The organism is uncultured Porphyromonas sp. (assembly GCF_915070105.1).
GTDB lineage: Bacteria > Bacteroidota > Bacteroidia > Bacteroidales > Porphyromonadaceae > Porphyromonas.
On record NZ_CAJZFJ010000054.1, the window covers coordinates 1 to 15613 of the forward strand.

Here is a 15613-nt window from a genome sequence, read left to right on the forward strand (position 1 = left end):
GCTGTGTTTGGAGGCTTGTGTCGTGGGCGCTACTTGCCGGCTAGGGTGCGGAGGCGCTCCTCGGTCTTGGTGCGGAGGTGCTCCGAGAGCTCTTCCTCGGGGATACGCTTCAGGACATCGGCGGCGAAGGCATTGCTGAGCATTAGCTTGGCTTCCTGCAGGGCGATCCCTCGCTGGCGCATATAGAAGAGTGCATCCTCGCTGAGCTGCCCTGTGGTCATCCCGTGGGAGCACTTCACGTCGTCGGCATAGATCTCCAGCTGGGGCTTGGACTGCATGCGAGCCGAGGGCGAGAGCAGGAGGTTGCGATTGTTCTGATAGGCCTGCGTCTTCTGCGCATCTTGTGCCACAAGGATACGTCCGGTGAAGACACCACGACTCTCATCGAGGAGGATGTACTTGAAGAGCTCATCCGAGGTACAGTGGGGCACTGCGTGCTCGATGAAGGAGAAGTTATCGGTATGCATCCGCTCGCTGGTGAGTGAGAAGCCTGAGACACGTAGGTCGGCTTCCTCCTCGGCGAGGGTGATGAAGTAGTTGTTGCGGGTCGTGCCGTTTCGGAGCGTCAGCGTAGAGAGGTCAGCGTGGCTACCACCCATCTGGCGGACGTAGGTAGAGGTCAAGCGAATGTTGTCCGTGCCTGACTCCTCCCGATCAATGAGCGAGAAGTGTGCGCCACGACCTACATAGACCTCCAGAGTGCGTAGAGTCATTGCCCGTACGTCTTCCTCGGGGCAGTCCTTGTAGTAGACCGCTAGCTCGGCTGCGTCCTCCACGATGAAGAGGGCTCGCTCGATCGCTAAGTGCCCCGCTGTGCGAGGAAGGATATAGCGAAGCTCAATATGCCCGGGTACCTTCAGTCCTCGGGGGACATAGACGACGAAGACCTCATTGGTCAGCAGGGTAGAGAGGGCGACGAGTCCATCCTTAGAGACGGGAGCTATGCGGGCATAATGCTCCTGAGCGACCTCGGGATAGAGGCGAACGAAGTCCGAGATCGAGCCGATGAAGACCCCTTCGGGGACGACCTGCGAAGCCCAGTAGGGAGAGCCCTCCTGCGTGAGGAGCTGCCAGTCGTGCTCGAAGAGCTTGGGGACATCGGTGCGCTGGTAGTCTTCGCTCTTGAAGGCGGGTAGCCCGAGGCGCGCGAAGGCATCGAAGGCCTCCTCCCGGTAATGCTGTAGGAGGGGCACTCGCTGACGCAGCTCATCGGCATGCGCTGCGTACAGATCGAGATAGTGCTTAGTCTGTGCGTCCATCGCTCGTCTAGTCCTTTACCTCGTCCTTGATCCAGTCGTAGCCCTTCTCCTCGAGCTCTAGGGCTAGCTCTGGGCCACCACTGCGTACGATACGTCCCTTGTAGAGGACGTGGACGTAGTCGGGGCGGATGTAGTCCAGCAGACGCTGGTAGTGTGTGATGACGATCGTAGCGTTCTCGGGGCTACGGAGCTCGTTCACTCCCTTGGCCACGATACGTAGAGCGTCGATGTCCAGACCACTATCGGTCTCGTCGAGGATCGCCAGCTTAGGCTCGAGCATAGCCATCTGGAAGATCTCGTTGCGCTTCTTCTCTCCCCCCGAGAAGCCTTCGTTGACGGAGCGACTAGCGAGCTTGTTGTCGAGCTCCACGAGTTCGCGCTTCTGCTTCATGAGCTTGAGGAACTCTGCTGCGGGGATGGGATCTAGCCCCTGAGCCTTGCGCTTCTCATTGAGGGCAGCACGCATGAAGTTCACCATGCTCACCCCTGGGATCTCCACAGGATACTGGAAGCTCATGAAGAGGCCGAGGTGGGCACGCTCCTCGGGCTCTAGCTCTAGGAGGTCTTGCCCCTCGAAGAGGACGGAGCCCTCGGTGACTTCGTAGTTGGGATTACCGACGAGGACCGAGGAGAGGGTACTCTTCCCCGAGCCATTAGGACCCATGATGGCATGGATCTCACCCTTCTTGATCTCGAGGTCGATCCCCTTGAGGATTTCCTTATCTGCGATAGCAGCGTGGAGGTTACGTATCTGTAGCATATCTATTGATCGTATCTAGTCTTGTCTATATATAATGGGAATGCGAAGGGGGGAGCACTAGCCCACGGAGCCTTCGAGGGAGATAGAGAGGAGCTTCTGCGCCTCGACGGCGAACTCCATCGGGAGCTTGTTCATGACCTCCTTGGCATAGCCATTGACGATCAGCCCTACAGCCTCCTCTACGCCTATGCCTCGCTGCTGGCAGTAGAAGATCTGATCTTCGCTGATCTTGCTCGTCGTGGCCTCGTGCTCGATGATCGCCGTATCGTTGTCCACGTGCACGTAGGGGAAGGTATGTGCTCCGCAGCGGTCACTCAGCAGGAGGCTGTCGCACTGGGAGTGATTGCGGGCATTCTCTGCCTCAGGGCCTGCGTAGACGAGCCCACGGTAGCTATTCTGACTCTGTCCTGCGGAGATACCCTTGGAGACGATGCGGCTACGGGTGTTCTTCCCGAGGTGGATCATCTTCGTACCGGTATCAGCCTGCTGGAAGTTGTTGGTCACCGCCACGGAGTAGAACTCTGCCACGGAGTCGTCGCCCTGCAGGATACAGCTGGGGTACTTCCACGTGATGGCGGAGCCCGTCTCGACCTGAGTCCAGGAGAGCTTGGAGGCAGTGCCCCGGCAGAGCCCTCGCTTGGTGACGAAGTTGTATACACCGCCCTTGCCCTCCTTGTCGCCGGGGTACCAATTCTGTACGGTGGAGTACTTCACCTCGGCATCCTTCTCGACGATGATCTCGACGATAGCGGCATGGAGCTGGTTCTCGTCACGCTGGGGAGCGGTACAGCCCTCTAGGTAGCTGACGTAGGCCCCTTCATCGGCGACGATCAGGGTGCGCTCGAACTGCCCCGTATTGATTGCATTGATGCGGAAGTAGGTGGAGAGCTCCATCGGGCAACGTGTCCCCTTCGGGATGTAGACGAAGGAGCCATCGCTGAAGACGGCAGAGTTCAGCGCAGCGAAGTAGTTGTCCTTATACGGGACGACCACCCCAAGGTACTGACGTACTAGCTCGGGGTACTCATGCACAGCCTCGCTGAAGGAGCAGAAGATAATCCCCTTCTCGGCGAGCGTCTCACGGAAGGTCGTCTTGACCGACACTGAGTCCATGACGGCATCGACAGCGATACCGCTCAGCATCTTTTGTTCCTCGAGGGGAATACCCAACTTCTCAAAGGTGCGAAGGAGCTCGGGGTCTACCTCATCGAGGCTCTTTGGCCCTTCCTTCTTCTTAGGCGCAGCGTAATAGATGATGTCCTGATAGTCGATCGGGGGGATCTTCAGGAGCGCCCAGTCGGGCTGCTCCAGAGTCTGCCAGTAGCGGAAGGCCTCTAGGCGAAATTCCAGTAGCCACTCAGGCTCACCCTTCTTCTCAGAGATCAAGCGTACGGTGTCCTCAGTGAGTCCCTTGCCGATGGTCTCTGTATCTATATCTGTCGTAAAGCCGTATTTGTAGTCACTCGATGTTACCTCATCGATGATCTGATCGTTATCCTGCATGTAGAAAATCTGAAAGGATTAGTCCTCCACTACTGCTAACACTCTAGTGCACGTATTGTTTTGAGTGGAAATGTACTAGGATGTGTAACAAATCTAAAAAGATAGCTAGACGACTAAGCCCTCCTCAAGTCAGGCGAAGGGACAGCCCCTGCCGTGACCTGATCTAGCTTAGTCGCCCTAGTACGCTCTGTGAGCTCAGCCTTACTTGGCGTAGCTCACAGAGCGAGTTTCACGGATGACGGTGATCTTCACCTGACCTGGGTAGGTCATCTCGTCCTGAATGCGCTTAGCGATCTCGGAGGAGAGGGTGGTGATCGTGTTGTCGTCGGTATTCTCTGCCCCTACGATGACACGGAGCTCACGTCCTGCCTGGATGGCATAGGTCTTCACTACACCGGGATAGGAGAGGGCGAGCTGCTCGAGGTCATTGAGTCGCTTGATGTAGGCCTCTACGATCTCTCGCCGAGCACCGGGACGGGCACCACTGATCGCATCACAGACCTGTACGATAGGAGCGATGAGGCTCTCCATCTCGATCTCGTCGTGGTGCGCCCCGACGGCGTTGCAGATGGTAGGCTTCTCCTTGTACTTCTCACAGAGCTTCATCCCTAGGAGGGCATGGGGTAGCTCGGGCTCGTCGTCGGGTACCTTGCCGATGTCGTGTAGGAGACCTGCACGCTTGGCCTGCTTGGGGTTGAGCCCCAGCTCGGAGGCCATGATGGCGCAGAGGTTAGCGGTCTCACGGGAGTGCTGTAGGAGGTTCTGCCCGTAGGAGGAGCGGTACTTCATCTTCCCGATGAGGCGGATGAGCTCAGGGTGCATCCCGTGGATACCAAGGTCGATGACGGTACGCTTCCCCGTCTCGATGATCTCCTCCTCGATCTGCTTGCGCACCTTGGAGACGACCTCCTCGATACGAGCAGGGTGGATACGTCCGTCCTGCACAAGCTGGTGCAGGGCTAGGCGAGCGACCTCACGACGTACGGGGTCGAAGCTACTGAGGACAATCGCCTCGGGGGTATCGTCCACAATGATCTCTATACCAGTAGCTGCCTCTAGGGCACGGATATTACGCCCTTCACGGCCGATGATGCGCCCCTTGATCTCGTCGCTCTCGATGTGGAAGACGGTCACGGAGTTCTCGATAGCGGTCTCGGTCGCTAGGCGCTGGATGGACTGTACGACGATCTTCTTGGCCTCCTTGTTGGCAGTCATCTTCGCCTCCTCCACGATGTCGTTGATGTAGCCCTGAGCCTGGTCACGAGCCTCGGCACGTAGGCTCTCGATCAGTCGTTCACGAGCCTCGTCGGCGGAGAGGCCTCCGAGGGCCTCTAGTCGCTTCTGCTCGCTCTGGCGTAGGAGTTCAAGCTCTGCCTTCTTCTCCTCATACTCTCCCTTCTTCTGCTCATACTCGGCTTTCTTCTCCTCGATCCCTTCGCTCTGCTGTGCTAAGCGGTCACGTAGGGTATCTATCTCCTGATGCTGCTTCTGGAGCTCGCTTTGCCGCTGGTTGAGCTCTTGCTCACGGCTCTTGAGCTTACCCTCTATCTGCTTGAGCTTATTATTTCGTTGGGCCACTTGCTGCTCTAGGTCTCCCTTGAGCTGTAGGAATTTCTCCTTGACCTCCAGTAGTTTCTTCTGCTTCAGTACCTCTGCCTCTCGCTCTGCCTCGCTGAGGATGGTGCGTGTCTTCTGTCCAAGCAATCGCTCGGTGACAAACCACATCAGGGACGCTCCGACTAGGAACGCCACGGCGCAAAGGGCAATGATGGTAATTGTTCCCATTCTTTCCTTGCTTCTTTGAGTTTATATGTAGCAGGAATGGACGCACGCTAACCTACCCTCCACGCTGGGGGTAGCGGTGTGGACTCTAGGGCTGAGAGGGCAGGGTCGCTAGAGAGGAGCTGATGAGCGCCTCCAGCTGTCTATTGGCCTTCTCTAGGCGAGGGAGCAAGTGCTCCTTTCGCTCCGCCTCGATCTCGACGAGCTGCTTGTAACGAGCAGTTATATCCACAGCCGTCATAGCTAGATAGGCTGAGGAGGGCATCTCTGAGGCATTGGGATACTTTGCCTTGTAGAGGAGCATTGTGCTTGTAATTTCCTCTCCTGCCCTACGCAGTAGGCTCTCTCTATCGCGAGGCACACGTAGCTGCAGGCGCGTATCCTCCACGAGGATCGAGATACGCTGTAGGGGGCTCTGCTCCTTGTCCATATCGACGTCTATATATCTATCGGTGGGTCAGTTTCACACTGCCGCTATAGTGATACGCTCTACTCTTCGGCAAGCTGCTGAATACAGCACTCTACCTCTGTGATGATTCCATCTAGGACCTGCTTTGCTTGGCCAAGCTCCTCCTCTGTTGAGCCCTTCATCAGGGATCGGGCCAGAGAGGACATAGAGCTCTGCTTACAAGCCTCTTGAAGCTCTGTCCTCAGGCGGTCAAGCTCCTCATCTCGAAGGCGGAGCTCTGTCTCCAGCTCTGCAATTCGAGCGCCCAGTCGTGTGACAATATCCCCCAGTCGAGAGATATTGACCTCGAGGCGCTTTAGCTCTAGTACCTCATCCTGAGTCATTGCGTGGTCATTCCTTTAGCCACAAAGGTACGACTTTTCAAGCACAACACCCGTCCCTATCTAAGGAGCCAACATCACCAAACAGACACACGATACAGAGAGTGGTAATGACCAATGTTCTAGACCGCTACAGGAAAGAGAAACACGGGCACACAGAGCTACGCTTAGCATGCCAAACAGAATGGAGTACAGTACCCTGTATACCCTAAGCCCCCCTTCGCCCCGACCTTCCCCGTTGCTTCCACCCAACGAGCTATCATGCAGATACCCCCCCTATCAGACTTCAGGGAATAGCCATACCTACGGAGAATACACAAGCGATCCTCCCAGCAGAGAGAATGCATACTACATGCACCTCTTCGCTGGGAGGATCGTATTTCGTTAGACGATGGGGGAGGGTGCGGAGTGCCTACCCTCGACCTTCGTGCACTAGGCTCGGAGCTCGGACTCGATCTCGGCGATACGAGACCTAAGCTCGGCTTCGTGCTCGATGCGCCCCTCGATGGTCTTCACCCCGTGCATGACGGTGGTGTGGTCACTGCGGTTGAGGAGTTTAGCGATGGCCTTGTAGGAGGCACTGGTGTGCTTCTTGACGAGGTACATCACGACCTGACGGGGTAGAGCGAGCTCGGCCTTGCGCGAGGAGGTACGTAGCTGATCCACCTCCTGCCCATAGACCCGACACACCGTCTCTAGGATGAGATGAGGGGTGAGCTCACGACGATCGATGGAGACCGTCTCTCCGACTACGCTACGTGTCGTAGCGAGGTCCACGACCCCCTGATCATTGAAGCGGGCACGTGTGATGAGGGTACGGATAGCCCCCTCGAGCTGACGCACGTTGTCGGGCATATTCTCGGCGATGAACTCGACGCACTCCTCGCCCAGCTCCACGCCACTCTCAGCCACACGGTGCTGGAGGATCTTGCGCCGAAGCTCTAGGTCAGGGCGATCGATACGTAGCATCATGGCGCTCTGGATGCGAGTCATGATACGGGTCTCCATCCCCTTGAGGTCAATGGGTGGGACATCACAGGTCACGATGATCTGCTTGCCCAGCATGTAGAGGTGATTGAAGATGTCGAAGAAGGCCTGCTGGGTCTTCTGCTTACCGATCAGCCCCTGAATATCATCAATGATCAGCACATCCATCTGCTGGTAGAAGTCGATGAACGTCCCTCGCCCAGGGCCACGGTTGAGGCTGTCACGGATGAACTGCGCCTCGAACTTGGAGGTCGCCACATAGCTCACCCGCAGATCGGGGTGAAGCTCGATAGCCCGCTGCCCGATCGCTTGGCAGAGGTGGGTCTTACCCACCCCACTGGGGCCGTAGATGAAGAGGAAGTTGAGCGGCGCCTGCCCAGGGCGTGCGGCCGTAGCCTCAGCGATACGCAGTGCCTCCCTATTACAGGCACTCTCGTAGAAGGTGTCGAAGCGCAGATCAGCACTCAGATGCGACGTGTATTCCTGCATCCTCGGGGAGGCTGCCACCTGACGAGGACGAGGGCGCGTAGCCTCGGGCGTGGGCTCCAGCACCACCTCGAGTTGCCCACCGATGACCTCATCGGTAACCCGCCTAAGGAGCTCGACGTGTCGCTCTAGCAGCTGCTTGAGGAAGCTCTCGCTAGGGACATGGAGAACCAGCGCATCGAACGCCTCTCCAGCCTGATCTTGACGGGACTCCACACCCGCCGAGCGGATCGGGGCGAACCATGTCTGTAGGGTCTCAGCATCACAAGCCTGAGCTAGGAGCTGCATACAGCGTTGCCAGAGGGTCTCTCCTGAAGGTAAACCTTGCGTTTGCATAGAAAGCATTCTTTCGTTGTCCGTTACCAAGGGTGTAAGAGTCTATATTTAATTCTTATTAACAATAATATTATCGAAGCGGGAGTGCACACTGCTCAAGCGGTATGACCCTAATGCCAACCTACTGTAATAGAGTTATCCACAACCAAACAGACTGTGTATGAACTCTCTATACTATTCGAAGAGGTGTGGGTGAGCTGCTTTCTGTATGCAAAGTTCAGAATAAATTGGATATAAAAAAACGTGCTGAAAGTTTGCTTTTCTCGGGGAAACGATATTGCTTTTGCTATCAGACTCTTAGACACCCCTCCTACACCCCCTTTGGTGGGGGCCTTGATAACGCACTATAAATCAAAGAATCGGACAGCTACCCACACACTTACACACAGCCTTATCCACACCTAAATAAAACCGCAACCTCCTAATAAATAAACAACTAACATAGAACAACGAAAACATTTCCACACTATCCCCTAATGAGAGCATTTGCTCCAATATAATCTTTTCACATTCTCTCAAAGTAGGATAGGCACCTACCCCCTCCACCCATTCACACCTATTAACATATAGACACTCGAGTAGAGCTCCTCTGCCCCCTCGCATAAGGATGCATTCGCCAGACAGATCTGGGCAAAGAAGCACAGCTTACCCAAGCTCCCCGAATACTCGACCCCACCCTTATAATGAGCCCTCGGATAGGACACGTAATGTTCGCCTCCATCACCTTACATAGGTGACGAGGACGAACATACCGAGTCCGCTCTCCCACTCTCGGTATGTTCGCTCCAGCCCTCTCGGTATGTTCGCTAACCTCCTCTCGAAGTACCCGACACAGAGAGAGTTAGCGAAGGGAATAAAGCCCCCCGACACAAACCATCTAGAGTAGGGCTTTATAAAGGGAGAAAGAAGCCCCATCTCCACTGGGAGGATGGAGCGTAGAATAGAGGAAGGACATAAACGGCTTTCGCCCCTAGCAAGAGCACTCATCGTACTGCAGCTAGGGGCGAAAGCCGTCTAAGAATGACTAGGAAAAGAGGCTACTCAAAGAGCAGATGCACACTATCCTCGATATGCGTAATCTTACCACAGAGGGTGGCGGTGACACGAGCATTCTTCTTAACAGAGTAGACATTGGAGGTAATGAAGGCTTGGCATGTACGCTCCCGAAGGTCTAGGATCTGGCTGACCGTCGTACCGTCACGTTCCACCCAGTTAACAAAGAAGACATGTGGCTCGATGTGTAGCGCATTGTAGGTATCACGTCCCTCCTTCTCTCCATGGATAGAATCCTTGGAGAACCAATAGAGTTGCTGATGAGAGAGATACTCTACGACCGAGGTATTCCCCTCGAAACTCAGATAGAGACGCTTACCGACAAGAGTCGTATCACTGGCCTGCACCAGGATAGTATCCCGATGAGATGCTACCGAGGTAGTGGCCTTCGATGAAGACCTTGCCTCGCGACATGCACCTAGAGCTAGAGTACATAGTACAAGGAAAACGGGGATACGTAGATTCATAAACAGAGATTTGGGTAAATAGGATCATGTAAGAGTAAGACCCCCAAATGATGCCCATCTAGCGCCGAGAGAAAAGCCGAGCAAAGAAGCCCCTCTCCTCGGGCTCCCCATCGTCCTCGTATGGCAGCGAGGACCAGACACTCTCTAGTGCCCGCCCAGACTGTATACGATGATAGATCGTACCCCAGTCGGGAAGCCCCCCGAAGTTGCGATCATCGATGAATAAGTCGGCTTTTATCTTACGCGAGAAGCCCGAGCCTGTAGCGTCCTCCTCGGGGAAGTCGCGGTTGATCGCGTAGAACTCTACGCCTCGTGCTCGGCACCATTCGACAGCCTCATCCAGTAGCCTGCCCTCACGGACAGTCCACAGGATCAGCCGATGACGATCTCTGAGGAGGAGCCTCAGCGTCTCGGTAGCGAAGGGGATCTCATCCCCTATCTTCGGATAACGATGGCGAACGATCGTGCCATCGAAGTCTACAGCAATAGTCATAGATTGCCTATGATATTAGGTATACTAGAAGTCTGTGAAGTGAATCACCTCTGCCGCACTCTCCTCAGGCTCATGCTCATGCTCCTGCTGTGGTGCATCGGGTCGAGCTAGGGGCTCGACGGGAGGAGGGGGCGGAGTAGAGGGGGAAGTAGGTCGTGAGGGCACTCCCACACGTGGAGAGGAGAAGGGCTCCAGCTCCTCACGACGAGGGCGAGGACGAGAGGCCGTACGCCCCCCAGGAGAGCCGATCTGAAGAGGACGATGTGCAGCACGCTCCTTACGCTTGGAGTAGAAGAGCTGCCCATTGCGCTCTAGCGAAGGGGTCTCGGCGATGAGCAGTAGGAGCTCCTCATCATCCAGCTCCCCGATAAGGAGCGAGATCGGCTCACTCCTAGGTCGAGTGACAATAGACTCGCCATAGGTGCTGCGGATCAGGTCGTCCTCGGACTTGCGCTGGTTCGCACGAGCGATTCGCTCAAGAGGATCTTCGTCCCGCTCGATACCTTGGCGGAATTCATTCTCCTCGAAGTCAAAGCCCGAAGCCAATATCGTGACAGCGATCTTGTCGCCGAGGTCATCACGATCAGCGATACCGAGGATGGTCTCCAACTCGCTCGTGAAGCCATCGGTGAAGTCCTGTATCTCCTGGAACTCTTCGACGGTAAGGGGTGCTACATCGCCGCTATAGACGGTGATCAGGAGGTGTCGGGCTTGCTGGATATTGTTATTATTGAGCAGGGGGGAGTTCAGAGCGTCTTCGATAGCTCTGCGGACACGCCCTTCGCCACTGGCATAGCCCGTATTGATGACGGCTACGCCCCCACCACGTAGGGTGGTACTGACATCGGCGAAGTCTACGTTCACGTCGCCTGCGATATTCACGATGTCGGAGATACCACGAGCAGCATTGCTGAGGGTATCATCGGCCTTCTCGAAGGCATTGCGGACAGTGTAGTCGGGATATATATCGATGAGGCGTTGGTTATTGACCACGAGGAGGGCATCTACGTTCTTGCGCATCTGCTTGACCCCCTCTAGGGCTTGTAGGATCTTCTTCTTGCCTTCGAAGAGGAAGGGTATGGTGACTATACCTATGGTCAAGAGGCCTGCCTCCATAGCGATACGCCCGATGACAGGGGCGGCACCCGTACCAGTTCCTCCCCCCATACCAGCCGTGATGAAGACCATGCGGGTCTCACCATCTAGGAGGGCTAGGCGGATAGCCTCACGGCTCTCCTCAGCAGCCTCACGTGCACGGTCAGGCCTATTACCCGCACCGAGCCCCTGCGTCACATTCGGACCGATGGTAATGCAGTTAGGCACAGAGCTCTTATTAAGCGCCTGCGCATCGGTATTACAGAGGAGGAAGGAAACCCCAGGCACGGAGCCCATGACGCACATCTTATTGACGGCATTGCCTCCACCCCCACCGACACCTACCACCTTGATGAGCTGGGGTGAGCTAGTCTTGCTAAATCCAAACTCCAGGTCTCCTCGGGTCATTGTCTCATGCTCCATTGTCTTCCGTACTGTTAATAGTTAAGTGTACTAGTCCTCCTCATCTGAGTCGAAGAGACTAGAGAACCTGCCAAGGGCATTCTCAAACCATGAGCTCTTCGAGCTAGGACGATCGGCCTGTGACCGACTACTCCTCTTAGACTCTGGCTCCTCGGGCATGGGATCAGCATGATCCTCAAAGGTGTAGTCCAGCTCTGTCTCCTCCCTAGACTGGAAGGAGGGCTGGTAGGGATGCTCCTCTGGCTCCTGCATGATGCTATCCAGAGGACGCACCTCGAAGGTCACCCCAGGCTCCGTAGCACGAGAGACCAGAGCGATGACCGTAGCATACTGGCGAGCCACATCTGGTCTCACCTGCTCATCATATACATCACGACGAAGGTGCCCCTCACGGAACTCAAAGCGGAGCTTACGTAGCGTCTCATAGAAGTACTTCGTCTCGGTCACGCCCCCCGCAAAGACAAGTCCCTTGGGGACAGCCTCGGAGAAGCCTGCTTCGTCGATGATACTGATGACGTTCTTGAGGATCTCACGTATGCGGGCATTGATGTAGCGATTGACATCGTGCTGGATGAAGACCTTGTTCTCCTCGCCCGTGGTGGATGGCACCTGGATCTGCTCCCCTCGTGAGACGGAGGTATCCATAGAGCCGTAGCGCACCTTGAGGCTCTCAGCGTCGGACTCCATCAGCCTATTATTGAGGTGAGTGAGGTCACGTGTGACATTGATCCCGCCGATAGGTAGGATATAGAGAGCCGAGAGCAGTCGCTCCTGATAGATAGCGATAGAGGTCGTGCCCCCTCCGATATTGACATAGGCACAGCCGAGGGCACTCTCCTCAGTCGTGAGGGTCGCAGCAGCCTCGGCAATAGGCGTGGGGATGATCCCTAGGATCTTCAGCCCAAGGCGGCTCACTATGACCTCCTCTATATTAGCGACGATATTCTGGCGAACGAGGATGAGCTGGTAGTCAGCCTCTAGATGCTGACAGCGCACTCCACGAGGAGTATATTCCCTCTTGCCATCGGCACGATAGCGTGGGTCGGTGATCGACAGGATCTTCATCCCTGGATACTCAGCCTCATTGACCTCATCACGTAGAGTCAGTAGGTCATCTTGAGTGACGACCCGCCCCTCTGCGCCTAGATACATCTGAGCACGGAAGGTCTCAGCCTGCATCGAGCGACACTCGAGCCCGACATAGACTCCCGTGATGGTCTCCTCGGAGGGGAGCGCTTCGCTAAGTGTATCGATGAGTAGACCGATGAGACGAGCCGTCTCCTCGATATTGTGGATACACCCCTGACGAATACAGCCCCCTGTAGGGATGTGATGAGCCTTGATGGGGCGTACGAGCCCATCGGAGGTTTTGTGAGCGAGTAGGCCGGTTAGGCTTGAGCTCCCGAGGTTGATCACCACATATATGTTATCCCTTCCTTCGTTCATTTCTTCTTTGACTGATTGGTTGGAGGCTTGTTGGGGTTGCCGTTGGGCTTAGGTGAAGCCGTGGACTTCGTGGTCGCTGGCCTCGCAGCTGCAGGCTTACTCGCAGGCTGCTTAGTAGGGGTTGGCTTGGAGGGTGGAGCCTTAGCAGGGCTGGGCTTGGTGCCCGTAGGCTTATCCTGCTTGGGCTTGTCTTGCTTGGGTTTATCCTGCTTCGGTTTGTCCTGTCGTGGCTTATCCGATGTAGGGCGAGACTCAGCCTTCGGCGCTGGGGCTGCCACCACTGGAGCAGGGGTAGGTGCAGCGGGCTCGGCGCTTACTGCTACGGCATCGAGGCGGACAAGCTCGCCCTCCTCATCACGACCGAAGCCCTGTACTCCATAGCGATCACGTGCGACGACCTGGCCTGCATAGTCAAGATTGACATAGGCAAAGGCATTCATCCCTCGGCGGGGAAGGACAGACGAGGCGAAGATACGCCACTTACGTAGCTTCTCCTCCCAGTCTGTGGTCTTGCCGATAACGACCCGAGTATGCCCGATACGGGGAATCAGCACGATACCATCCGAGGCATCCACATAGACCTGCCCGAAGTAGTCCACCAAATCACTATCTCGACGAAGGACAGCCATGAGGTCATAGACGTCCGAAGTGGCATACTGCAGGTCTAGGTCACCCGAGACTACGGGTAGATAGGTAGCGAAGCCCTGACGAACAGAGATTGTCCCCCTACCCTCCGTGACATAATGGCTCTTGCCCGTGCGATCCTGCACGATGAAGAGCGGATGCTTCTCCTTTAGGCGAATTTGTAGGGTGGCCGAAGAGGGAGATACAAAGGCCTCCACCTGCTCGTAGACAGAGAGCGAGCTAAGCGTCTTCTCAATGCCCCTGAGGTCAATCGAGTCTAGGGGACGTCCCTTGAGGACAATACCATGCCGTGTCAGCTCGTCCACGATCCCATCCGGGGAGAGGAAGAGGGGCTCACCCCCTTGGTGTGCATCGATACGTACTACGACACCACCGCATCGTCCATCAGCATTCCTACGGGACGGAGACGACACGAAGAGGTAGACGAAGACCACCAGCAGTCCTACTGCCAGTAGCCCTACCGCCATATTCCGTATCAGTCTCCCGCGCTTCATAGTCGGCTCTGTATCCAGCTAGCGACCTGAGGGACGAGGCGGTCTATATCTCCTGCACCGACCATCAGGATGACTTCGGGGAGCTCTGCCCGAGCCTCTAGCTCGGGGAGCAGACCAGACTTCGGGAGCACCTTCACCTGTGCATGATGCATCTCACGCATGATCATCTCTGAGGTAACCCCAGGGATAGGCAGCTCTCGGGCTGGGTAGATATCGAGTAGGATCACCTCATCGAGCACATCTAGGCTCTCGGCAAACTCCCGATAGAAGTCTTGTGTACGACTATATAGGTGAGGCTGGAAGATCCCGAGGACTCGCCGTGTCGGGTAGAGCCCCTTGACAGAGCGGATGCTTGGCCCAAGTTCATTGGGATGGTGAGCATAGTCATCGATCAAGACACAGCGTGGTGTATCGACCACCCTATCGAAGCGTCGGTGTACCCCACGGAAAGAGGCGACACCCAAGCGGAGCTCCTCCTCGGTCACGCCACACAGTAGGGCAACGGCCATAGCCGCCACGGCATTCTCCACATTCACCAGCAGAGGCACACCGAGCTCCACACGTAGCTCACCCGCAGGGAGTCCCTCGAGTGCTGGATGGTGCCAAGTAAAGAAGAGGCGCCCATCCTCCACTCGGATATCCGAGGCATAGAAGTCCGCACCCTCTCCCTCTAGTCCGTAGGTATAGAGACGAGTGCCAGCCTTCAGCCGAGGAGTGAGGGGGATACCCTGGCGCATCACGAGCGCACCCTCGGCACTGATGAGCGAGGTGAAGTGCTCGAAGCTCTCTCTATATGCCTCTGGTGTATGGTAAATATCTAAGTGATCAGGGTCTGCCGAGGTGACGACAGCGATATAAGGCGAGAGGTGATGGAACGAACGGTCAAACTCATCCGCCTCGATCACGGCATAGTCGCTGTGCGAGGAGTAGAGGAAGTTCGTCTTATAGTTATTGGAGATCCCACCGAGGAAGGCGTGGCAGTCTACTGCACTCTGTCGTAGTAGGTGGGCGATGAGTGTCGAGGTGGTCGTCTTGCCATGCGTACCTGCTACACAGAGGGCACGCTCTCGGCGAGTCAGCTCGCCGAGGAGCTCAGCACGCTTGATGACCTTGTTCCCCTGATTCCGGAAGTAGGTTAGCTCCTGATGATCACTAGGGACAGCAGGGGTATAGACTACTAGGGTATCGGGAGAGCGGAAGGGTTCGGGGATGCACGAGACACTGTCCTCGAAGTGCACCTGTGCACCCTCCTGAACAAGCGCCTCAATCAGAGGCGAGGGGGTCAAGTCATAGCCTGCCACCTGGTCTCCCTTGCGCAGGAAATAGCGCACAAGGGCACTCATACCGATCCCCCCTATACCGATGAAGTATAAATTCATTTCACATCTGGCATTTTAGCTTTTAGCACAAAGATACAAAAGATACCTCCAATAGCGAGTATATCCCTAGGGCTGACGCATGATCCCGCACACACTCCAGCCTTTGGATCTTCGGGGATATCGCTTCATATCCTAGGGAGCCTTAGCCTATCACTAAAGACCCTAGGCATTATCCCCAAGAAACAGACATACAAGCGAGCCCTAGAGAGGAGATAC

General features: G+C 55.9%; 13 protein-coding genes. All 13 read right to left on the reverse strand.

Translation table 11 applies throughout. The features are described 5' to 3' along the window. Positions 1 to 29: 29 nt before the first annotated feature. Complete coding sequence (gene sufD / locus QZ554_RS06280; RefSeq protein ID WP_297195100.1) at positions 30 to 1259, reverse strand: Fe-S cluster assembly protein SufD; 1230 nt, start codon at positions 1257 to 1259, stop codon at positions 30 to 32. Positions 1260 to 1266: 7 nt separating this feature from the next. Beyond that, positions 1267 to 2019 (reverse strand): Fe-S cluster assembly ATPase SufC, encoded by a 753-nt coding sequence (gene sufC / locus QZ554_RS06285; protein ID WP_297195102.1) that lies wholly within the window; start codon positions 2017 to 2019, stop codon positions 1267 to 1269. A 57-nt stretch (positions 2020 to 2076) separates the two neighbouring features. Beyond that, positions 2077 to 3522, reverse strand: a complete 1446-nt coding sequence (gene sufB / locus QZ554_RS06290) for a Fe-S cluster assembly protein SufB (RefSeq protein ID WP_297195104.1) — start codon at positions 3520 to 3522, stop codon at positions 2077 to 2079. A 201-nt stretch (positions 3523 to 3723) separates the two neighbouring features. Beyond that, positions 3724 to 5307: a ribonuclease Y gene (rny, locus tag QZ554_RS06295; protein WP_297195106.1), complete on the reverse strand. Its 1584-nt coding sequence runs from the start codon at positions 5305 to 5307 to the stop codon at positions 3724 to 3726. 85 nt (positions 5308 to 5392) lie between these two features. After that, entirely contained in the window at positions 5393 to 5734 is a 342-nt protein-coding gene (locus QZ554_RS06300; RefSeq protein ID WP_297195108.1) for a cell division protein ZapA, read from the reverse strand. Between the two features lie 59 nt (positions 5735 to 5793). Continuing rightward, entirely contained in the window at positions 5794 to 6096 is a 303-nt protein-coding gene (locus tag QZ554_RS06305) for a hypothetical protein (RefSeq protein WP_297195110.1), read from the reverse strand. Between the two features lie 429 nt (positions 6097 to 6525). Beyond that, on the reverse strand, positions 6526 to 7902 hold the full coding sequence (gene dnaA, locus QZ554_RS06310) for a chromosomal replication initiator protein DnaA (protein WP_297195112.1): 1377 nt from the start codon (positions 7900 to 7902) through the stop codon (positions 6526 to 6528). Positions 7903 to 8939: 1037 nt separating this feature from the next. Further along, complete coding sequence (locus tag QZ554_RS06315; RefSeq protein WP_297195114.1) at positions 8940 to 9302, reverse strand: MoaF N-terminal domain-containing protein; 363 nt, start codon at positions 9300 to 9302, stop codon at positions 8940 to 8942. Positions 9303 to 9480: 178 nt separating this feature from the next. Next, positions 9481 to 9915: a BT0820 family HAD-type phosphatase gene (locus QZ554_RS06320; RefSeq protein WP_297195116.1), complete on the reverse strand. Its 435-nt coding sequence runs from the start codon at positions 9913 to 9915 to the stop codon at positions 9481 to 9483. 24 nt (positions 9916 to 9939) lie between these two features. Then, entirely contained in the window at positions 9940 to 11433 is a 1494-nt protein-coding gene (ftsZ, locus tag QZ554_RS06325) for a cell division protein FtsZ (RefSeq protein ID WP_297195118.1), read from the reverse strand. A gap of 30 nt (positions 11434 to 11463) precedes the next feature. Next, on the reverse strand, positions 11464 to 12879 hold the full coding sequence (locus QZ554_RS06330) for a cell division FtsA domain-containing protein (protein ID WP_297195120.1): 1416 nt from the start codon (positions 12877 to 12879) through the stop codon (positions 11464 to 11466). Continuing rightward, on the reverse strand, positions 12876 to 14018 hold the full coding sequence (locus tag QZ554_RS06335; protein ID WP_297195122.1) for a hypothetical protein: 1143 nt from the start codon (positions 14016 to 14018) through the stop codon (positions 12876 to 12878). The genes QZ554_RS06330 and QZ554_RS06335 overlap by 4 nt, the downstream gene beginning before the upstream one ends. Next, complete coding sequence (gene murC, locus QZ554_RS06340; RefSeq protein WP_297195124.1) at positions 14015 to 15397, reverse strand: UDP-N-acetylmuramate--L-alanine ligase; 1383 nt, start codon at positions 15395 to 15397, stop codon at positions 14015 to 14017. The genes QZ554_RS06335 and murC overlap by 4 nt, the downstream gene beginning before the upstream one ends. Positions 15398 to 15613: the final 216 nt, after the last annotated feature.